The sequence below is a fragment of the Bacillus sp. FSL W8-0640 genome (assembly GCF_038007725.1).
GTDB lineage: Bacteria > Bacillota > Bacilli > Bacillales > Bacillaceae_G > Bacillus_A > Bacillus_A cereus.
This window is the reverse complement of record NZ_JBBOXT010000001.1, coordinates 3,132,114-3,151,086: the sequence shown is the minus strand read 5'-3', so window position 1 is coordinate 3,151,086 and position 18,973 is coordinate 3,132,114. Positions and strand designations below refer to the sequence as shown.

Genomic DNA, 18,973 nt, shown 5'->3' with positions numbered 1-18,973 from the left:
GTTAATGAAGTTAGTTATTCCGAAGCAACATGGTGCATGGGCTATGCTTGTTATTCCTTTTTTATTAAGTGTCATACTTGGGAAACCTACTATTTATCATATTCCATTGTTTTTAGCGTGGTTTTTTATCTATTTAGCCACGTATCCATTTCTTACGTACATAAAGCAAAGACGAAAAAAAGAGTTTTTACAAGCTGCCATTGTTTATTTCATTATTGCGTTCCTATTTGGGATGATTTCTTTATTATATGAGTGGCGAATTCTTTTATTCGTAATAGTAATGATTCCATTATTTATAGTGAATATGTATTACGCTCGTCAAAAAAATGAAAGAGCACTATTAAATGATATTTGTGCGATTATTGTGTTTTGTATCGGTGGGTTAATTAGTTATTACTTTTCAATGAAGCAAATCGATCATACAGCTATATTCATTGCACTTATTTCATTTTTATACTTTTTAGGTAGTACGTTCTATGTGAAAACGATGATTCGTGAAAAAAATAACCCGAAGTATCGTCTTATATCTTGGGGATATCATATCGTATTAACGATAATTGTATTTGCGATTAATCCGTGGTGTTCTCTTATTTTTATACCAAGTGTCATTCGAGCAATTGTGTTGTATGGCAAAAAAATTTCTATTATAAAAGTAGGAATTTTAGAAATTGCTAATTCTGTATATTTTTTAATCATAACGGCAATAATTATGAAGTATGCCATTTGAAAAAACTTCCCATCAATTGATGGGAAGTTTTTAATCTTTTTCTAAAATGTGAACGGTGTACTCGCAACGTTGAATAGCTTGTTCAACAGCATAAAGTGATTGTTCAATACGAGCGCGATTAAAATCTTTTTCAACTGTTTCGAGCGCTTCTTCTAAACAATTTTTAGCTTCTTGTAATGATTGAAAAGAATCTTGTACATATCCGCGAGCATTTTGATGCATTTCATAATCCTCCTTGCGTGTTCGTATATGGGTAGTATGAACAGTAAGGAAGAAAATATAATTTGTTATATTTATTTGACAATTAAAGTGGAATTACGTATAGTAAGAATTAAGTGAATATTTTCTTATCCAGAGAGGTGGAGGGACTGGCCCGATGAAACCCAGCAACCGCGATGCAGGTGCTAATTCCAGCAGAACATATTTGTTCTGGGAGATAAGACGAAGATATATACGTAACTTCTTCTTATCGGAGAGGTTTTTTTATTGCAAAAAAACCGATTACGAAAATTTATATTAAGAAGAAAGGGGTTGCGCATTACTGTGACACTCGAAAAATACGTAAAACTGCGTAGTACAGTTTATGAATATATGATAGAGCAAGATAAGCCGATATCATTGTTAGATATTCAAGAACATATCGTTTCGCATCATGAAGGAAAATTCACGAAAAAGATGTTGCATCAATTTTATTTATCAAGATTATTAGACGAACTAAAACTGGATGGGAAAATTACATTAGCTGATGAATATCTCTATGCTGAAAAAGGGGTATTGTATAAGGCGAGAAAAGGGAGCTAAGCTCTCTTTTTTTCTTAAAATAACGGAGTATGTAGAGTAAAAGACTGCTAAAGCAGCCTGATACAGGGAATGGTGTTGAGTGTGTAGTGTCAAAAATTGAATGTGCCTGAAAGAGGCAATTCATATCGGCTGCAAATGAAAAGAGACACCTTCGCCGAATAGGTGTCAGTCGTTTTGTCATATAGACTTGCTATTTGACAGTTATTAGAATAACATACAGGATTTTTGAAGTCAAAAGGGAATTAAAGGAAGGGGTACAATTATGTACGCTTACTTATTAAAAGATATAACGAAATGGATCCCAAAGTACATTGTAGATAAGGGATATGAATATTATGAAGATGGACATGTAGAAGATGTTGAAATACATGATAAAAAAGTGTTTGCTTTCGTTACTGGAAATGCCGGAAATTATGAAGTAGTTATCGATCTCGAAGATTTTTCAGAAAGTAGCTGCGAATGTCCATATGAGAATCTTTGTAAGCATATGGCGGCAGTTGTTTATGATATGCAAGGTGCTGGTGAGAGTGCAGTTAAAGAGAAACTGAAAGATTTAGAAAAAGAAGAATTACTTATATTATTGAATCGATTATTGCAAAGTTCGAAAAACGTACAAATTGTAGAGAAGTTATTAAAGAAGGGGAAACTTTAACGTATAGAGGGAGTTGTTATGTAGTGAACGTACTAATTGTATACGCTCATCCTAATCCTTCAAGTTTTAACGCGGCGATTTTAAATCATGTGCAAAAAGGACTACCGGAAACAAATCATTCAGTTACGCTGCTTGATTTATACAAAGAACAATTTGATCCAGTCCTCGTATTTAATGAAGAGAAGAAAAGACGTGATTTAGTAAATGAAGAAGAAACAGCTCGGTACAGAACGTTAGTAGAAGAAGTAGATACACTTTTATTCATCTATCCAATATGGTGGTGGGGGATGCCAGCGATTTTAAAAGGATTTATCGATCGTATTTTCGTAGCTGGATTTGCTTATAAATATGAAGGGGCTCTGCCGAAAGGATTATTGCAAGGGAAAAAAGCATGGGTTATTAATAAGTTAGACTCGCCCCTATGGTACGTCGCACTATTATATCGATCAGCAGATTGGATTATGATGAAGAGAGGTGTTTTACGTTTTTGTGGCATTCGCGATATAAAACGTTCAGTGTTTCAATCTGTGAAAACGAGTAAAGTATCAAAGCGTGAAAAATGGTTATTACAAATAGAAGAAAAGGCTCGTACATTATGAATGAAGTCGACCGTATTATAAACTGTGTTCAGTATGATGGCGAACTTTTTCGGAAGTATGTTACGTGTTTACTTCAATTGAAAAAATGTAGTAAAACATTTCAGCAAATTCAAATAGAGTTAAGAAATGACTACTTGATAAGAGGAATTTGTGAAAGAGAAGTAGATGAGGTAGTACAGGGAAGTAAAGAATATGAAATGCATTTTCTTCCTAAAGTATTACAGTGGAATTTTTTGAGGGAAAATCCACATTTAATTGAAAAAGTGTGTGAAGATTTTTTTGCATTTGAGTCATTACATCTTACGGAGGTAGAGTGGAAGAAGATTATAAATCGCATGGGAAATAAGTGATTTATTATGTAAAAAAGCTAGTATAAAACTAGCTTTTTGTTTAAATAAATAAGAAACATAGACTAATGATAAAACCCGCATATAGTAAGTTCACAACACAAAATCCCATAATGTCACGAGCACCTAAACCAGCTATCGCTAATGCTGGTAATGCCCAGAAAGGTTGAATTAAATTCGTCCAAGCATCGCCCCATGCAATTGCCATTGCTGTTTTTGCAGCAGGTACACCAAGTTCAGCGCCAGCTGGAATCATAATTGGTGCTTGCACAGCCCATTGACCGCCGCCAGATGGAACGAAAATGTTAACAATGCCAGCACTTAAAAATGTAAAGAGCGGAAAAGTCGTTTCATTTGAAATGCTAATAAAGAAATTAGAAATAGCTCCTCCAAGTGAAAGTCCTTCACTATTTGCTCCAATCATCATGCCCATAATTCCTGCGTAAAACGGAAATTGAAGTAAAATGCCAGAAGCACTTTTCGTAGAGTCTGAAAAAGCGCGAATATACTGAATCGGAGTACGGTGGAAAATAAGACCTGCAATTAATAACATAAAAATCACGATATCGAGAGTAAGGTTAAAACCTTTCGTATAAAAGTAATTGAAAATATAAATGAGACCTAACAATCCAACGCAAAGTGTAATAATAATGCTATTTTCCATCTTTTCAGCGAACGTATTTTTTTCTACTTCTTGAGCAGCAGCTTCTTCATGGAACACGCTAGGATCTACTGTAATCGTATGTTTTTCATCTGGATGCATCGCTTTATTAATGAGAGGCATCGTAACGAGAAAAATAATAACTGGAACGAGAGCGTATGGTGAGAATAACGTTTCTGTTATTGGAATCGCCTCTTTAATACTTCCAGCAGTCGTTTTAATTAACGTTTCACCGCCTGTTGCTAACGTAAGAGGGATAGAGGCAGAAAGACCGGCATGCCAAATGAGAAACCCAGAGTAAGAAGAGGCGATTGCTAGTCTATAATCTAATCCGTCCAGCTGCCTTGCCACTTCTTTTGCGTATAAAACAGATACAACAATTCCAAAGCCCCAGTTTATGTATGCACCAAGTAAACTTACAATTGAAATGGCAATAATGCCTTGTCCATTCGTTTTTGGTAGTCTGGCAGCTTTCGTTAATCCCTTTTTAATAAGAGGAGCATTTGCTAAAGCAGATCCAGTCACGAGTACAAGTGCCATTTGCATAGAAAAGGCGAGGAGTCCCCAAATTCCATTACCCCAGTGATTAATCATTTCTACAGGGGTTTGGTGAGTCGCAAACATACCAAAGAAGATAACAAAAACAGTTAGTAAACATGATAAAATAAACGGTTCTGGCAAGAAGCGTTGCACTAAGGCGACGCAACCATTTGTAAAGGAACGAAACAAAATAGATCACCCTCCTTATGTATATGTAGTACAATTATTCGAGGTTGTTTGGGAGATAACCTTTAAATATATAGAAAATTCTGAAATTTACAATGGTTGTCCTTATATATAAAAATGTTATTTCATTTGCATCGAAGTATAATGCAACCACCGGTTTCAAACATTTGCTACTCTTAGGTTACATCATTCTACTTCTCTATTCTTATGAATTTTTATAATCTATAGTAAAAATAAAATTATAGGAGTTGAAAATCATGGAATTTTATAAAAAGCTAAAAGAAGAACGTTTAAAGCATAACTTATCACAAGAAGAACTAGCTCTTAAATTAAACATAAGCAGACAATCAATTTCTAAATGGGAGCTTGAAAAAGGCTATCCGAATATTGAAACACTTATTACATTAAGTGATTTATTCAATATTAGCATTGACGAATTAATTAAAGGAGATGATTTCTTGAAAGATAAAATCATCAAAGAAGGGAAAAGGGGGGAATTAAAAATGACAGATCAATTCAAATGGTTATATGTAATGAGTTCGATTTTGGTAGTATTTTGGCTTTTTGTACTTCCTTGGTCCAATCCATCAGGTCTAATATTAAGTATAATTAATCTCATAGCTGTTACTTATTTTGTAATTGTCGTTAACTATATCAAAAATAATAAGAAAAATTTTTTTAATTAAACTTTAAAATTAAAGCCGACAGCCAGTCAGAGTATGAATATTATCCAATTGCTGTCGGCTTTAGTTAATTCAGATTTAATTTAAATTTTGAATACTCGAATTGTTGAAGTAATGGTAGTATCTCCATGCCTATCAAGTTAAAATCTTATACCAACCCCAGAACGGAATTTTTGTACAATTTTTTTGTTGTTTAGCAATCAGTCCAGATTGTTGAATAAAATGTGTTGAAATCAAATAAATAAGCCATTTAGGAGGTGGAATTGCTAATGAAACAACAAGAACAAGTTATCTTTCGTGAGGTTCAGCGGCCACAACAAATTTGGATATGGATACTCATATTAGGGATCGCCATACTGATGTGGTATGGATTTATTCAACAAATTATCTTTGATATTCCGTTTGGAGATAAACCAGCTTCTAATGGTGCATTAATTGTCTTGTGGTTAGTTTTTGGGATTGCTTCTCCTATATTAATGCTTGGGGTATTGAAGCTAATCATTGAGGTTCGTGGAAAAGGTCTTTATGTTCGTTTTGTACCTTTTCATTTTCAATATAGGGAGTATCTCCTCAAAGATATACGTCACTATGAAAGTATTACTTACAGTCCGTTAAAAAGATTTGGAGGATGGGGAATTCGTTTTAATTTTAAGGGTGAAAAAGTCTATAACATGAATGGAAAGAAAGGCATAGAGTTAAAGTTGATATATAATTCAGTTGTAATAGGTACTCAAAAACCGGACGAACTAAAAAAAGCATTGGACTCGGCAAAACAGCATAATGAAAATTAAACTGTAGCAAATGAGCGCTTTAATGGACGAGAGGTCACAAAAATAATCAAACTCTTTTATGATGGAAACATTCATTACGTGATTAGTAAATTCAAACACAATAGCCAATGTGTTACTAACGATTATTTGGATTTTATTGACACTCTTCGTAACTTTTTATTGGATTGTTAATAAAAAGTTTAATTATGAATAACTATGATGAGGATAGTAGATTTACGAATGCTTTTAAACCTGGAATAATATAATGGATTCAAATAAAACACCGAAATAAGAAAAAGCTTCCACTACTGTGGAAGCTTTTCTAAATAATGTGCAATATCAATATACATATTTGAATAAACCGAATGTATTTCATTACTTGGCGTTGCGTTAGAAGAGAAATGAACGATTACCATATTTGCTTTCGGATCGATGTAAAGTGTTTGTCCGTAACTACCTAACACTTCAAAAGCACCTTGTTCATTGTGCGGAATCCACCATTGATTATGATAAGAAATGGAAGCTCCAGGGCCAATTGCAAGTTCACCTTCTTGGACATTTTTTATATCTTCAGTAATAGAAGAAGGGAGAATTTGTTTTCCATTATATTCCCCGTTGTTTAATAGTAATTGCCCGAATCTCGCCATATCTCTAGCAGTTGCATTTAATCCAGCACTAGCTTGTTCTACTTTTGTTTCATCTGTAACGTAATACGCGTTTTCTTCCATACCAATTTGAGACCAAATTCGTTCACTTACATTTTCAGCTAGTGATTTACCAGTAATAGTTCTAATAATCCAAGCGAGCGTTTCTGTTGATCCGTTATTGTAAGAAAAGGAAGAACCAGGCGGTGCAGTTTCTTCGGCTTCTCGTAACATATCATAAATTTTCATCGGACCGTCGTAGTTTTTGCCGCGGGGTAAAATATTGCTAGCTAAATATAATTGTGCATCTTGATTTTCTAGCCCAGGCTGCTCATACCCGTGGGTCGGGTATTCTGCTGACACTTGCATGTCCATTAATTGCTGAAGTGTGGCATTACCGAACGGTGTGTTTTTTAATTCTTTTATGTAAGTGTCAGCTGTTTTTTCTAAGTCAATACGTTTTTCTTCAGCGAGAGATTGTATAATTGCCCCGGTAAAGACTTTTGCTAATGATGCCATACCATGAGGTTCATTCTGTTTATACCCATTGAAATATCGTTCGTAAACAAGTTGTCCATTATGTACAACGACAAAAGCATCTGTTTTGTTATCGTCTAAAAGTTTTTTTAGAGGAGTTGTATTTCCGAATCTACGCTCCACAGCAAAATCGTCTAAGTTTTGCAACGCGGAAGGGAAGTGAGCAATTTGGTCAGGATTGTTTTTTACGTTATTAACTAAAGTGAATTCTTTCATATGGGTATATGACCAACGTAAGTAAGGGTCATTTAACCAGTTTTCTTTTGTCACATTATGTTTTGATGGGGTCGTTTTATTTTGTTTGAAGTAAGTAAACCCAAGCCCTGTAATTACAAATATGAATGTTAGTATAAGTAAGAGTAGGGGAGATTTTTTTAGTTTCATATATGGCCCTCCTTTTTATTTCTACTATAAGTATACGCTCGTCTTGAAAGAAATACAAAATAAGGAAAGTAAACGGGGAAGTTTACTTTCCTTATTAACGTTAAGCGGAAATTTTTCCGTCTGTAGGTTGTTTCTTGAATTTTTGTTTTCGTCCGTGTAATCCATAATATAAAAGTAAAGTGAACGCAACGATAATAGCTGCGATAAAATACATATTATGATAACTGGATTTCGCTGCGACAATACCTAAAATGAAAGAACCAAAGCCAATACCACTATCAAAGAATGAGAAATACGTAGCTGTCGCAGAACCACGTCTATGGTTTGGAGCGGCAGAAATCGCAATCGTTTGGAAACTCGGAATTAATGTTCCGTAACCTAAACCGATTAGCATACCTGCGCCAAGGAACCAAAATGAAGTTTGTGCTTGGCTTAATATGAACATTCCGATTGTGAAAATAATGATAGCAGGGTAAACGAGTACATTTTCACCGAAGCGATCAAAAATCTTTCCTGTAAATGGACGAGAAATGACAACAACAAGTGCGTATAAAATAAAGAAGTAACTTGCAATTTCACTTAAACCGAGTTCTTTCGCATAAATAGGAATAAAGGATAAAATACCACTATAAGAAAAGGCTAAAACAAATCCTGTAAGTGCAATTGGAATAGAAGATGGTTCGATTAAGTCTTTCCATTTCATTTTTTCACGTTTTTGTTTGCTAACAGGTGCTTCGTGTGGAATATCTACAAGTAGTCCTAATAAAAATGCAAGTAATGAAAATACGGAACAAACGATAAATAACACAGTAAACGAAAAATGAGAAATAATTGTTAAACCTAAAAAAGGACCAATTACCATCGGCAGACTCATAAATACGCCGAAATATGCAAGTGCTTCGCCTCGTCGATGAGCTGGCGCAACATCAGTTACGATCGTACCAGTAGCTGTCGTTGCCATCCCGAACCCAATACCGTGTAAGAAGCGAAGGGCAAGTAATAAGAATAAACTTTGCGCACCGAAATACATAACAGTAGCGGCTAAAAATAATGAAAGTGAAATAAATAATATTTTCTTTCTTCCTAAATCATCGAGCCATTTTCCTGTGAATGGTCTACATAAAACAGAAGAAATAAGAAACACAGTTGCAACTAAACCAATTTCCTCAGGTTTTCCTTTTAGGCCGTCTATTACATAGACAGGCAGAGTAGTCATAAGCATGTAAAATGTTAAGAAGAGAAATAGACTACTAAAACAAGTTCCGAGGAAATCCTTCGTCCAAAGTTTCTCACTTTGCATCGTCATCCCTCCAATTTAATCTAAATTTTTAATAATTTGTTGTAACACTTGAAATGCTTGATGTAAATCATCTTCGTTAATACCTTCTAGCGTTTTTTCTTCGAAAGTATCAACTTCTTCTTGCCATATTGGAATCATCTTTATCGCTGTTTCGGATAAAGAAATGAGCTTCTCACGGCGATCTTTACCTTCTGTACGAATAATCCATCCCATCGTTTCCATACGTGTTAACGTACGAGTCATCGTTGGTGATTCAACATTTAAATACTGGCACAATTCTGTTTGCGTACAAGAACCAGTTTGATTAATGCGGAAAATAACAGCCCATTGCGCACTAAATAACCCTGTTGGAGATACACGTTCATTAAATTTCTTCGTAAACTTTCGAGAAGTCTGGCTGACGATGTGAAAAAAATGTTGTTTTTCGTCCATGTATTTTGATCCTTTCAAATTAGTTACCTAGCTAACTATATACTTTTTTATAATAATTGTCTAGTAATAGACATGTTGATTTATGTAAAAAATTCTTATAGCTTTTATGTTGCGAACGTACATTCTGCGTGCTATTCTTTAATTAAGTAAAGAATTTTCTTTCTATTAAATAGAGTGGGGGAACTTGTGATGATTAAGCCTGCAACAATGGAGTTTGTTTCACTATCGAACGGAGAAACGATTGCATATCAGGAAGTTGGAAGGCGAAATACAGATATTCTTGTACTCATTCACGGGAACATGACATCGTCACAACATTGGGATTTAGTTATTGAAAAGTTGCAAGATCAATACCATATTTACGCTCTTGATTTAAGAGGGTTTGGACAATCAACGTATAATCAATCGATAGATTCATTACAAGACTTTGCAGACGATGTAAAATTATTTATCGACGAGTTAAAACTAGAGAAATTCTCATTAATGGGCTGGTCAATGGGCGGTGGCGTTGCGATGCAATTTACAGCGAATCACCCAACATTTGTAGAAAAGTTAATTTTAGTAGAATCAGTAGGAATGAAAGGTTACCCAATCTTTAAAAAAGATACGAATGGGCAGCCAATTGTATCAAGTTTAGTAAAGACGAAAGAAGAAATTGCGCAAGATCCAGTACAAATTGCTCCAGTATTAGACGCGATAAAAAATATGAACAAACTATATTACCGTACAGTATGGAATCTATTAATATATACACATAATCAACCTGAACCGGACCGTTATGAAAAGTATTTAGATGATATGTTAACGCAACGTAATTTCGTAGATGTGAATTATGCGCTCATTACATTTAATATTTCAGATGAACATAATGGGGTTGTAGAGGGAAGTAAACAAATTCATCGTATTAAAGCGCCAACACTCGTCATACAAGGCGATAGAGATTATGTCGTTCCGCAAGTAGTCGGTGAGGAATTAGCGAAACATTTGCCAAATGCAGAGTTGAAGGTATTAGAAGATTGCGGACACTCGCCGTTTATTGATTGTTTAGATGTATTTATAAAACATGTAGAGAATTGGTTAGAACAGAAATAATCCCCGAAATGAACAGTATTGCATATACTATAACATTTGTATGTTAAAGGGGAGATTATCAATGCATCAACCATTTTTCATCGCTTATTCGCCATATAATCATTACGCATATACAAAAATGATGATAAAACCGCTGTATATGCAAGTTTCGCCAGCTGTAGTTCCTTTACAAATGCAATATCCGCAGCCACCAATCGCTAACGCACAGCAATACTTATATGAAACTGCTTTTTATAAACATCCATACTTTAAGCAATTTCATAACAATGTGAAAGCACAAGTTTGGGAAGGATAAGGTAACAAGCTAAAAGATTCATTCTTTTAGCTTGTTTTTTATTGCGAATATTCGTACACGCATTTGCAGAAACAGTTTATAATGAAAAGTGGAAGCGTGAGAAGGAGAGGGAAAGGGATGTCAATGCGTTTTACTTTTTGGATTATGGTTGGGATTGTAGCAATCTCGGGTTTATCACAAGGAATGCTCTTACCTGCCATTGCAATGATTTTTGAACAAGAAGGGGTTAGTTCAAGTATTAATGGTATTCATGCGACGGCATTGTACATTGGGATATTAGTCATTTCGCCGTTTCTTGAAAAACCGATGCAAAGGTTTGGAATGAAGCCGATTATTGTTATAGGTGGGTTTCTCGTTATTATTTCATTATTCTTTTTTACACAAACATTTTCGTTTTGGGTATGGTTTATCCTTAGATTTCTAGTTGGAGTCGGAGATCATATGCTTCATGTCGGAACACAAACGTGGATCACGACAACATCAGACCCAAGTAAAATAGGGAGACAAGTATCGATATACGGTGTATTCTTCGGAATTGGTTTTGCCGTTGGCCCGTATTTAGCAAGCACTGTGCAGTACGGTCTTGCAACGCCATTTATTATATCTACTATACTTTGTCTAATAGGTTGGCTTTTACTACTTCCAACAAAAAATGCATTCCCAGCGCAAGATGAAAGAGAAGCGAAGAGTGAATCATCATTTTCTCGTTATAAACAAGTTGTTGGATTAGGATGGATTGCACTGCTAGGACCACTTGCATATGGCGTACTTGAAGCAATGCTAAACAGTAACTTACCAGTATACGCACTTCGTAAAGGGTGGTCTGTTTCAGATGTATCCTTCTTATTACCAGCATTTGCAGTTGGGGGTATTATTACACAAATTCCGCTCGGTATATTGAGTGATAAATACGGAAGGGCCCGTATATTAACGTGGACGTTTAGCATAAGTACGGGCATTTTTCTACTTGCCGCCGTATTTGATCAATATTACTGGATCATCTTTGCCTGCATGCTTTTAGCGGGTATGGTTATTGGATCGTGCTTCTCTTTAGGGCTTGGATTTATGACTGATTTATTACCGAGACATTTACTACCGGCAGGTAATATATTATCCGGAATCGCTTTTAGTTTAGGAAGTATTATGGGACCTGTATTAGGCGGCGTATTTATAGAAAAAATACAGTATACAAGCTTTTTTATTGCGGTTATGATTATAATGGGAATTCTCGCAATGTTATATATGGTCTACATGAAAAATCAATTTGCATCAAGAAAAATAGAAAGTAGGTTAGGGCATGACAAAACAACCTAATAAAAAGAAATTTGAAGTACTTGAAAATGAAACAATTACAGACTGCTTAGCACGTATGGAACAAGAAGGCTACGCTCCGTCTCGTCGTATGGAAGAGCCAATCTTTCATGAAGTAAAAAAAGACGGCAAAACAGTAGTTGAACCGTGCGGTAGGAAGATTGTTTTTGAAGGGAAATTGAAGTAATCCAATAACAAATTCTCTTTATAGTATAGAGCCATCCAATAGTTGGGTGGCTTGTTTTTTTATTAATCAATGCAGGAATTGAATAGAATGAATCTCTCGTTCATTTCTCCTAATGGGCTTCTTTATATGGGACAAAAGATTGCTACTTTTTTCGTATATTGGTAAAATAAGTTCTTGGGTCTTACTTATTGTTATCGGTATAATGTTTGTCGCTTGAATGAAAGAAATTAGTTACAAAAATTTCGCACTATGTAAAGGGGTACAGCAACGATCCCTTTTTTGGAGGCACTTTAAACATAAAGCGAGAGAAGAGGCTATATGAACGATTCTCCTATCTTGTTTAAATATTAAACGAGTTATTGCAATTGGAATAGGTATATCAAACTAGTCGACATCCTGATGGATCATCTTTTTCTAGTAACCTATCACTTCTGATGGAATCGATAGATTGCTAGAAAGCGGAAAACAATTATTAGTATATTCCGAAGCAGGTGTAACAGAGTGTCCTTCCATAATTAAGGGTAAAACCAAAATACGTTGTTTTAAAGAATGATTTGTTAGAACTGGTTATAAGGAATAAAACAGAAAAGAGGATCACATGTTAGATACTTTACAGAGAAGTAAAAAGTTTTTTTTAGTATGTCTTATTTTTTTAGTGCTTTTAACCGCTTGTGGTAATACAGATGTTAAGACGTCTAAAGCTTCATTACCACCGGCTGAATCCAATATAGATACATCATTAAAAGCACCGAATTGGGTAGAGAAAAGTCCTATCCAACAGTCTCCTAATTTTACGGAAGATAAAAAAGTACAATCGGTTGTGAATTTAATAGCTACGGGTGATAATTTATATCATGACGCAGTAATTAAAGATGGCAAACAAAAAGACGGTTCATATGATTATAATTATATTTATGAAAATATCAAAAAAGCTGTTAAATCAAGTGATCTTGCTATAGTGAACCAGGAGACTCCGATTGCCGGAAATAATTTAAAAGTACAGGGATATCCGACTTTCAATACACCTGAAGAAGTAGGCCAATCTTTAGTGGACACTGGATTCAATATAGTGACGCAAGCGACAAATCACGCTATGGATATGGGTATTAAAGGTGTTGCGAATACAAGAGAATACTGGAAGAAATATCCGGATGTTATCCCGGTAGGTATTAATGAGAGTAAAAACGAGCGTAATGAAATAAAAACGATTACAAAAAATGGTATTCGTTTTGCGTTACTAAATTATACATATGGTACGAATGGAATTAAAATTCCAGCTGATAAGTCTTGGGCTTTAAATTTAATTGATAAAAAAGCGATACAAAATGATGTGGAAAAGGCAAAGAGTAGCTCTGATATGGTGATTGTTATGGTGCATTGGGGAGTAGAATATACCTCAACACCTTCAAAGCAACAAAAAGAAGTTGCTCAATATTTAACAGATTTAGGTGTAGATGTAGTAATTGGAAATCATCCACATGTAATTCAACCAATTGAGTGGAAACAAAATAAAGATGGACATGAAACGCTAATCTATTATTCTCTTGGAAATCTTATTTCTGCGCAAGAAAAATTAGAAACATTAGTTGGAGGATTATCTTATGTACAATTTGTTAAGTATGAAGATAAAACTTTTGGTATACGACAAGCGGCAATCGTACCGACAGTAACCGACTATGCCGATGGTAAGAAACAATTTAAAATTCAATTTTTAAAAGATTATTCGGATGAAAATTCTAAAAAACATGGAATTAAAAAATTTGTCGGTCCCGTTTCTTTGAAGGATTTCAAGGAGATTCCTAGAGACGTGTTGGGAAATTGGTATAAAGACTAATAAACAAAAAGGGAATGAGATACAATTAAAAAATTTATAATTTTAGCATTGGTATTAGCAATGGGATGGAGTCTTGCTGCTTGTAGTGGAAAGCAAACATCTCAGGCAACTACTAATCATAACGATAAAAATAAAAATGAAATACATGCGAAGAAAAAAGATGTTTTACCTATCTCTGATGTTAATGATTGGAGAATTATCCTTGTAAATAGAGAGCATATGTTATCAAAGGAACTAGGAATTGAATTAACAAGTATCACCCAAAATGCGAAGCCAAATATGAAAATAGATAGTAGAATTGCAACTTCCTATCAGGATATGGTAGCAGCTGCAAAAAAAGAGGGAATCAATCTTTATTTAAGATCAGGTTATCGAGCTATAAAATTACAACAAACTTATTATGATGCTTCAGTTAAAAGCTATAAATCTCAAGGCTTGTCGGATAAAGAGGCTAGTGCTAAGGCATTGGAATATCTTCAGTATCCTGGTGCAAGTGAACATCATACTGGATTAGCGTTAGACATTATTTCAGTTGAATGGCAGAATACTGTAGAAGATTTAAATGCAAAATTTGAAACTACCGATGCATTCAAATGGTTAGATAAGAACGCTGCAGAATATGGATTTACTCTCCGCTATCCAAAAGATAAAGAGAATATTACTGGCATTAAGTATGAGCCATGGCACTATCGTTATGTAGGGAAAGAAGTTGCTGTTTATCTAAAAGAAAAAGGGTTAACTTTAGAAGAATATAACGAAAAAATTAAGTCTGGTAAGTAAAAATATGCTTTAATTTTATTAAACATTATGCACTGCTACAAGAAAAGGTGAATCTGAGGATGTGTTAACCTTCCGCCTAGTATTGTAAAAACTGAGTATGATAATTTGAGCACGTATGAACCAGTTATCGTGTAAAAAGATGTATGTATTAAGAAATTAAAGTTAAGGATCTGATATTCATATCAGATCCTTTTTCTATTGTTCTTTTAAGAGCGACTGAGCCAAAATATTGGAATGAATATAGAAATAAAACAGCCTAAGGAATAGTAAAACGAGTCCGGGAGCCTACTCGTACGCTTCATTGGGATTATCCAGAAATAGTTGTTGATGAAATAAGAAAGAACTGGTCTTACTCTCAAGCAAGGATTTAATACGAATGAATTGGATAAAAGGTAGTAATAAAAAACACTGCGCCTGGCAGTGTTTTTTATTATTTCTGCACATAAATACATAGTCATATTGATTAAAGTTTCACTTTATTGAAGAAAAATGCGAAAGCCATTCATAAAATATGGAAATGTTAAAATCCCTTTGATAAAATAGCAATATGTAAAAATAATTATTTGTTAATTCTTAATGTAATGAATATTCATGTTTAAATATACGAATTTAACTACATAGTTATTGTGCTAAAGGGGGAGAAAGATGTTAGATGAATTGTACAATGCTTTTTTAAATGCGTCTGGTTTTACAGAAAGTGCGAGGAAACGAGATCGGTATGATGATTTACATGATTATTTAAAAGATAAAGAAAGAGAGTTAAAGCAATTCATTCAAGATGCTGAATCAGCGAAGAGAGATTATGAGAGTAAAAGTAATGGTTTAGAAGCTAATAAAATTCCGGCAGTTGAATTTGAACAAAAACGTCATGAAAAGGATGAAGAATTACATACATTAGTATCCTATTTTAAAAGTGCATTAAGCGATGTTGGATCTGCAAAAAGTACAGCTTATGCAAAGTATTTGGAATATAAAGCGAAAGCAGAATCGGAGAAAGCGTCAGCATATGCTGCAGCGACCAAGGCTTTTGAAGAAAAGAAAAAGGAATTTGAAAAACTTATCCATTAAGCATACAAAGAATGGAGGGAACCAACATGAGTGGTAAAGAGGTTGAAATTATAGGAAGTAACACTGCAAGTGCCATTTCTTACGCACAAAACATTGAAAATGGTATGAAGGATTCTTTAAACCAAGCGAAAGACTTAAAAGCATATGTCACAGGTGCGAAATGGAATGGAAAAACGAGAGATGCATTTTTAAGTTATCTTGATTTGATCATTCAATATAATTCAGAAATGGTAGAGGCATTTGAAGGACATACGAAAGCTTTGAAAGAGTTAGATAAAAGCATTCAAACGTACGGAGATAAATCGGAAGTAAGGGCGATAAAACAACTGTGATGGAGAAACGAGGGATAAAAGAATGGGGAAAGAAATGAGTTTTGCACCTGCTGAATTATATGTTCTCGCAGGTGCAGCTGGGGTTACCGATATATTTGGATTGCCAAACCGTGACGCAATTATTTTACTTGATGCAGAATGTGTCACGAAAGCAACTACGAGTTTAAAAGAAAAAGGCCTACTTACAAGTGAAAATGGAATTACCCCTGCAGCTTTTCAAATAATTGAACTATTAAAGGAATATGAAAATTGTCATGAATACACGAGAATGAATAATGTATTAATTGGCTTTTTAAAAGAGGATAAAGACCGAGTGGCTGTATTAACAGAAATAGAACCAAATAAAAAATACGAGATCGACTACATACCAAAACCGGACGTATATTTTTCATTATTAACACGCATTCCTTTCTTATTGAGAGAACCGAGGGAAATAGAAGATACATTTTTCTCAAAGAGAATGACAGAGGCAGAACAACAAATATTTGAGGAAAAAGATTTATCAAATAAAGACGTTATAGCGATAGAAACGTATACGAGGCCTCGAAGTAATAGAGGAGGAAAATGGGAATGTTTCTTATATTTTACTGAAGGAGAAGATTTCGTTCAAATAGATGTAGATCGTAATCGATATGACTGGGTGAGCCTCTATGCGGTTAATAAGAAATTGTATGACGTGTTAAAAATGCCATATAAAAAGTTAATTGACCCGAGACAATTCTCGTTAGGAGGTATTCAATAATGCAAGTATCAATGGGAGATAGTGGTTCTGGTGGTGGAGAAGAAGTATTAGTTAATTTTCAAGAACTACTTGATATAGTAATGAAGTTAGAAAATATATATAAAATCCATGTAGACGTCATTGGAACGAATGTTGAGAGTTTATTAAGCTGTGATTTTTATCAAAAAGGTGAAGCGATGAGAGTAATTGAAAAATATCCTGATATATTACACAAAACACTAGAATTGGCTGAACACTATTCTAGGTCAGCGACAGTTGTAGGAAATGTATGTGTAGAAATGCTTGAAAAGGACGAAAAATTACGTGAAATATTAAGTAAGTTGTAGAAATCACCATACGGCTGGGGGGATGAAAACGAGATGGATGTGAAATATAGACCTGAACCATGGCAAAACATGGGGGATGGTATGAATCGAATTACAAAAGATGCACTCATAAAATTACGGGAAGCAAATGAATCATTAAAAAGAATTGATGGAAGAATACGAGATTTAGACTCGGATGGTAGTATACATTTTAATCCTAAAGATCAATCGCAAAAAATCGGGGAATTACTTGATAGCTATTCGACATTACAAAAATATTGCGGAGAAGCAGGGCGATTAGTCTCTGAACATATAGATAAACCTTTTTTAGTAGAAATGGATAAATTTGCTCAAAAAATGAGAGATACATCTATTCTCAGTTTTGAAACAAATAACCGAATTGGCTCTACAACAACGACAGTATTACCAGGTGCGCATGCAGGCTACGGAAGTGTACCACAAACAATACAGAAGAAGAAAGATAAAATAACAGTAGAAGATATTTTTAGAGATTCACCTGCATTTGATAACGTACTGAGAGGGGAATACAAAGAACTAAAAAAACAAAATCCAGATGCAAAACTAAATTATGAAGAATATAAGAAAGTAGTCCCATCCACACGAGGATTTGAATACAAATCGATAGAAGATGAACAGAAAAAACTAGAAATGGTGCGAGACATAGGAATAGGAGTAGGAATCATCATCACAACAATCCTTTGTCCACCACTCGGGGCCGCTGCCGCAGTAGTATACGGAGGTGTACAAATAAAAAGCGGTATCGACGGAGAAGACTGGGGAACACATAGGAAATTGAGCCAAGAAGAGCGGGTAGGAAACATCATTTTTGGCGGATTAGATGCAATCCCAGTTGTTGGAGCAGTAGGAAAAGGAGTAAAAGCATTCAAAGGCACGAGTGAATTAGCGGATTTAGCGAAATTATTAAAATTCAAAGAAGGAATGCCTGGTTTTAATCCAAATTTGGGTGGAAATGTGGTACAATCATTGCGTGATAATAAAGCTATTATGCTTGACCGTTTGAAACTAGCGAGCCTTAAAATGGAGAAATCCGGAAATGAAAAGATGTATCAATTTGGCGAAAAAATAGCCAAAAGCATAGATGATAGGACAGCCAAATCGGCAAGTTTTGAAGTTGACGGAAATGGCTTACTAATATCTAAACAAGGTGGTACAGATCTCCAAAGCTGGGTGAATAAGCATCATACAGAAAGTAATAAGATTATAGATGATAAGATTAAGGGTGTAGAGGCTTCTCTTGCTAGTAAGAGTACGGATAATATTGGTAAGGGAGCCAGTGGGGCTAATGAATTCGATGATATCTTAATTGATTCATACAAAAATCTGAGGAAAAATAAAGAAATTTCAGGTCAAGCACATCATTTGAATCAAGATGCTGCTTTTAGAGACTATATTCCAAGAAATGACGGACTTTCTGTAAAATTGGAAGGAAATATATTTAAAGATATAGATAGCCCCCATTACAATGCTCATAAAAGTTTAGAAGATTTTTGGAATATTTACAGGAAAAATGGAGATCTAGCAGGGCTTAAGCCTAATTTAACAGACTATAACAATGCATTGAGAGATTCTTTAATTAATGCAGGGTTATCAGAAGCACAAGTAAACAAAGCAGTTTCAGAAGCGATCAAGCAACAAATAAATGCTGGTCTTTTGGCTGATGATTTCGTGCCTAGAATACCGGGGAGAATTAATTTACCAAAACCAAAACCTTGATGGAGGAAA

23 protein-coding genes and 1 riboswitch are annotated in these 18,973 nt (G+C 34.6%); of the genes, 18 read left to right on the top strand and 5 right to left on the bottom strand.

Annotated features, from left to right (window positions below; translation table 11 throughout):
* Nucleotides 1-4 precede the first annotated feature (4 nt).
* Nucleotides 5-727 carry a YwiC-like family protein gene (locus N2V80_RS16285; protein ID WP_061654930.1) on the top strand — a complete coding sequence of 241 codons (723 nt, stop codon included), beginning with the start codon at nucleotides 5-7 and terminating at the stop codon, nucleotides 725-727.
* A 30-nt stretch (nucleotides 728-757) separates the two neighbouring features.
* Here the strand turns inward: N2V80_RS16285 and N2V80_RS16280 are convergent, their stop codons facing one another.
* Nucleotides 758-949, bottom strand: coding sequence for a hypothetical protein (locus N2V80_RS16280; RefSeq protein ID WP_000554032.1), 192 nt, complete (start codon nucleotides 947-949; stop codon nucleotides 758-760).
* 122 nt (nucleotides 950-1,071) lie between these two features.
* A riboswitch (SAM riboswitch) is annotated at nucleotides 1,072-1,170 on the top strand.
* A gap of 100 nt (nucleotides 1,171-1,270) precedes the next feature.
* On the opposite strand from N2V80_RS16280, the gene N2V80_RS16275 reads away from it, so the two are divergent.
* From N2V80_RS16275 to N2V80_RS16260, 4 genes are all read left to right on the top strand, one after another.
* Nucleotides 1,271-1,528, top strand: a complete 258-nt coding sequence (locus N2V80_RS16275) for a hypothetical protein (protein WP_000171476.1) — start codon at nucleotides 1,271-1,273, stop codon at nucleotides 1,526-1,528.
* 262 nt (nucleotides 1,529-1,790) lie between these two features.
* Nucleotides 1,791-2,180: an SWIM zinc finger family protein gene (locus tag N2V80_RS16270; protein WP_000271524.1), complete on the top strand. Its 390-nt coding sequence runs from the start codon at nucleotides 1,791-1,793 to the stop codon at nucleotides 2,178-2,180.
* A 23-nt stretch (nucleotides 2,181-2,203) separates the two neighbouring features.
* On the top strand, nucleotides 2,204-2,779 hold the full coding sequence (locus tag N2V80_RS16265; RefSeq protein ID WP_061654929.1) for an NAD(P)H-dependent oxidoreductase: 576 nt from the start codon (nucleotides 2,204-2,206) through the stop codon (nucleotides 2,777-2,779).
* Entirely contained in the window at nucleotides 2,776-3,129 is a 354-nt protein-coding gene (locus N2V80_RS16260; RefSeq protein ID WP_061654928.1) for a hypothetical protein, read from the top strand. Before N2V80_RS16265 ends, N2V80_RS16260 begins: the two co-directional genes overlap by 4 nt.
* 40 nt (nucleotides 3,130-3,169) lie before the next feature.
* Here N2V80_RS16260 and N2V80_RS16255 read toward each other — a convergent pair whose 3' ends face one another.
* On the bottom strand, nucleotides 3,170-4,516 hold the full coding sequence (locus N2V80_RS16255) for a short-chain fatty acid transporter (RefSeq protein WP_000490013.1): 1,347 nt from the start codon (nucleotides 4,514-4,516) through the stop codon (nucleotides 3,170-3,172).
* A 254-nt stretch (nucleotides 4,517-4,770) separates the two neighbouring features.
* Here N2V80_RS16255 and N2V80_RS16250 point away from each other — a divergent pair, with 254 nt between their 5' ends.
* Both N2V80_RS16250 and N2V80_RS16245 read left to right on the top strand, forming a co-directional pair.
* Nucleotides 4,771-5,199: a helix-turn-helix domain-containing protein gene (locus N2V80_RS16250; RefSeq protein WP_053512606.1), complete on the top strand. Its 429-nt coding sequence runs from the start codon at nucleotides 4,771-4,773 to the stop codon at nucleotides 5,197-5,199.
* 266 nt (nucleotides 5,200-5,465) lie between these two features.
* Nucleotides 5,466-5,987, top strand: a complete 522-nt coding sequence (locus N2V80_RS16245; protein WP_061654927.1) for a DUF6141 family protein — start codon at nucleotides 5,466-5,468, stop codon at nucleotides 5,985-5,987.
* Nucleotides 5,988-6,271: 284 nt separating this feature from the next.
* On the opposite strand, the gene N2V80_RS16240 is transcribed toward N2V80_RS16245, so the two are convergent.
* The 3 genes from N2V80_RS16240 to N2V80_RS16230 all read right to left on the bottom strand — a co-directional run bounded on the left by N2V80_RS16240 (nucleotide 6,272) and on the right by N2V80_RS16230 (nucleotide 9,263).
* A complete protein-coding gene (locus N2V80_RS16240) occupies nucleotides 6,272-7,531 on the bottom strand; it encodes a serine hydrolase domain-containing protein (RefSeq protein ID WP_000768751.1) in 1,260 nt (419 codons plus the stop codon).
* A 100-nt stretch (nucleotides 7,532-7,631) separates the two neighbouring features.
* Entirely contained in the window at nucleotides 7,632-8,831 is a 1,200-nt protein-coding gene (locus N2V80_RS16235) for an MFS transporter (RefSeq protein ID WP_001190318.1), read from the bottom strand.
* 15 nt (nucleotides 8,832-8,846) lie between these two features.
* Complete coding sequence (locus N2V80_RS16230; RefSeq protein ID WP_000343675.1) at nucleotides 8,847-9,263, bottom strand: MarR family winged helix-turn-helix transcriptional regulator; 417 nt, start codon at nucleotides 9,261-9,263, stop codon at nucleotides 8,847-8,849.
* A 189-nt stretch (nucleotides 9,264-9,452) separates the two neighbouring features.
* Here N2V80_RS16230 and phaZ point away from each other — a divergent pair, with 189 nt between their 5' ends.
* The 11 genes from phaZ (at nucleotide 9,453) to N2V80_RS16175 (ending at nucleotide 18,964) form a co-directional block, all read left to right on the top strand.
* Nucleotides 9,453-10,355, top strand: a complete 903-nt coding sequence (phaZ, locus tag N2V80_RS16225; RefSeq protein WP_000594878.1) for an intracellular short-chain-length polyhydroxyalkanoate depolymerase — start codon at nucleotides 9,453-9,455, stop codon at nucleotides 10,353-10,355.
* A 61-nt stretch (nucleotides 10,356-10,416) separates the two neighbouring features.
* Nucleotides 10,417-10,650, top strand: coding sequence for a hypothetical protein (locus N2V80_RS16220; protein WP_000554159.1), 234 nt, complete (start codon nucleotides 10,417-10,419; stop codon nucleotides 10,648-10,650).
* A 117-nt stretch (nucleotides 10,651-10,767) separates the two neighbouring features.
* Nucleotides 10,768-11,964, top strand: a complete 1,197-nt coding sequence (locus N2V80_RS16215) for an MFS transporter (RefSeq protein ID WP_061654926.1) — start codon at nucleotides 10,768-10,770, stop codon at nucleotides 11,962-11,964.
* Nucleotides 11,948-12,148, top strand: a complete 201-nt coding sequence (locus tag N2V80_RS16210; RefSeq protein WP_000166303.1) for an NETI motif-containing protein — start codon at nucleotides 11,948-11,950, stop codon at nucleotides 12,146-12,148. Before N2V80_RS16215 ends, N2V80_RS16210 begins: the two co-directional genes overlap by 17 nt.
* Before the next feature lie 598 nt (nucleotides 12,149-12,746).
* Complete coding sequence (locus N2V80_RS16205; RefSeq protein WP_000887606.1) at nucleotides 12,747-13,982, top strand: CapA family protein; 1,236 nt, start codon at nucleotides 12,747-12,749, stop codon at nucleotides 13,980-13,982.
* 48 nt (nucleotides 13,983-14,030) lie between these two features.
* On the top strand, nucleotides 14,031-14,762 hold the full coding sequence (locus N2V80_RS16200; RefSeq protein WP_080450875.1) for a M15 family metallopeptidase: 732 nt from the start codon (nucleotides 14,031-14,033) through the stop codon (nucleotides 14,760-14,762).
* Nucleotides 14,763-15,407: 645 nt separating this feature from the next.
* Entirely contained in the window at nucleotides 15,408-15,830 is a 423-nt protein-coding gene (locus N2V80_RS16195) for a hypothetical protein (RefSeq protein WP_000883455.1), read from the top strand.
* A 26-nt stretch (nucleotides 15,831-15,856) separates the two neighbouring features.
* Complete coding sequence (locus tag N2V80_RS16190; protein WP_000014535.1) at nucleotides 15,857-16,162, top strand: WXG100 family type VII secretion target; 306 nt, start codon at nucleotides 15,857-15,859, stop codon at nucleotides 16,160-16,162.
* 22 nt (nucleotides 16,163-16,184) lie between these two features.
* Entirely contained in the window at nucleotides 16,185-16,904 is a 720-nt protein-coding gene (locus N2V80_RS16185) for a DUF5081 family protein (RefSeq protein WP_061654925.1), read from the top strand.
* The gene (locus tag N2V80_RS16180) at nucleotides 16,904-17,230 is read left to right on the top strand and encodes a hypothetical protein (protein WP_061654924.1); all 327 of its coding nucleotides are present in this window, start codon (nucleotides 16,904-16,906) and stop codon (nucleotides 17,228-17,230) included. The genes N2V80_RS16185 and N2V80_RS16180 overlap by 1 nt, the downstream gene beginning before the upstream one ends.
* A 33-nt stretch (nucleotides 17,231-17,263) precedes the next feature.
* The gene (locus N2V80_RS16175) at nucleotides 17,264-18,964 is read left to right on the top strand and encodes a hypothetical protein (protein ID WP_061654923.1); all 1,701 of its coding nucleotides are present in this window, start codon (nucleotides 17,264-17,266) and stop codon (nucleotides 18,962-18,964) included.
* Nucleotides 18,965-18,973 lie beyond the last annotated feature (9 nt).

What these genes read in the sequence shown, in the direction of transcription:
- N2V80_RS16285 (WP_061654930.1), top strand. Translation starts at nt 5, where the DNA reads ATGAAGTTAGTTATTCCGAAGCAACATGGTGCATGGGCTATGCTTGTT.
- N2V80_RS16185 (WP_061654925.1), top strand. Translation starts at nt 16,185, where the DNA reads ATGGGGAAAGAAATGAGTTTTGCACCTGCTGAATTATATGTTCTCGCA.
- N2V80_RS16195 (WP_000883455.1), top strand. Translation starts at nt 15,408, where the DNA reads ATGTTAGATGAATTGTACAATGCTTTTTTAAATGCGTCTGGTTTTACA.
- N2V80_RS16240 (WP_000768751.1), bottom strand. Translation starts at nt 7,531, where the DNA reads ATGAAACTAAAAAAATCTCCCCTACTCTTACTTATACTAACATTCATA.
- N2V80_RS16270 (WP_000271524.1), top strand. Translation starts at nt 1,791, where the DNA reads ATGTACGCTTACTTATTAAAAGATATAACGAAATGGATCCCAAAGTAC.
- N2V80_RS16280 (WP_000554032.1), bottom strand. Translation starts at nt 949, where the DNA reads ATGCATCAAAATGCTCGCGGATATGTACAAGATTCTTTTCAATCATTA.
- N2V80_RS16245 (WP_061654927.1), top strand. Translation starts at nt 5,466, where the DNA reads ATGAAACAACAAGAACAAGTTATCTTTCGTGAGGTTCAGCGGCCACAA.
- N2V80_RS16210 (WP_000166303.1), top strand. Translation starts at nt 11,948, where the DNA reads ATGACAAAACAACCTAATAAAAAGAAATTTGAAGTACTTGAAAATGAA.
- phaZ (WP_000594878.1), top strand. Translation starts at nt 9,453, where the DNA reads ATGATTAAGCCTGCAACAATGGAGTTTGTTTCACTATCGAACGGAGAA.
- N2V80_RS16180 (WP_061654924.1), top strand. Translation starts at nt 16,904, where the DNA reads ATGCAAGTATCAATGGGAGATAGTGGTTCTGGTGGTGGAGAAGAAGTA.
- N2V80_RS16175 (WP_061654923.1), top strand. Translation starts at nt 17,264, where the DNA reads ATGGATGTGAAATATAGACCTGAACCATGGCAAAACATGGGGGATGGT.
- N2V80_RS16230 (WP_000343675.1), bottom strand. Translation starts at nt 9,263, where the DNA reads ATGGACGAAAAACAACATTTTTTTCACATCGTCAGCCAGACTTCTCGA.
- N2V80_RS16260 (WP_061654928.1), top strand. Translation starts at nt 2,776, where the DNA reads ATGAATGAAGTCGACCGTATTATAAACTGTGTTCAGTATGATGGCGAA.
- N2V80_RS16220 (WP_000554159.1), top strand. Translation starts at nt 10,417, where the DNA reads ATGCATCAACCATTTTTCATCGCTTATTCGCCATATAATCATTACGCA.
- N2V80_RS16190 (WP_000014535.1), top strand. Translation starts at nt 15,857, where the DNA reads ATGAGTGGTAAAGAGGTTGAAATTATAGGAAGTAACACTGCAAGTGCC.
- N2V80_RS16235 (WP_001190318.1), bottom strand. Translation starts at nt 8,831, where the DNA reads ATGCAAAGTGAGAAACTTTGGACGAAGGATTTCCTCGGAACTTGTTTT.
- N2V80_RS16205 (WP_000887606.1), top strand. Translation starts at nt 12,747, where the DNA reads ATGTTAGATACTTTACAGAGAAGTAAAAAGTTTTTTTTAGTATGTCTT.
- N2V80_RS16250 (WP_053512606.1), top strand. Translation starts at nt 4,771, where the DNA reads ATGGAATTTTATAAAAAGCTAAAAGAAGAACGTTTAAAGCATAACTTA.
- N2V80_RS16215 (WP_061654926.1), top strand. Translation starts at nt 10,768, where the DNA reads ATGTCAATGCGTTTTACTTTTTGGATTATGGTTGGGATTGTAGCAATC.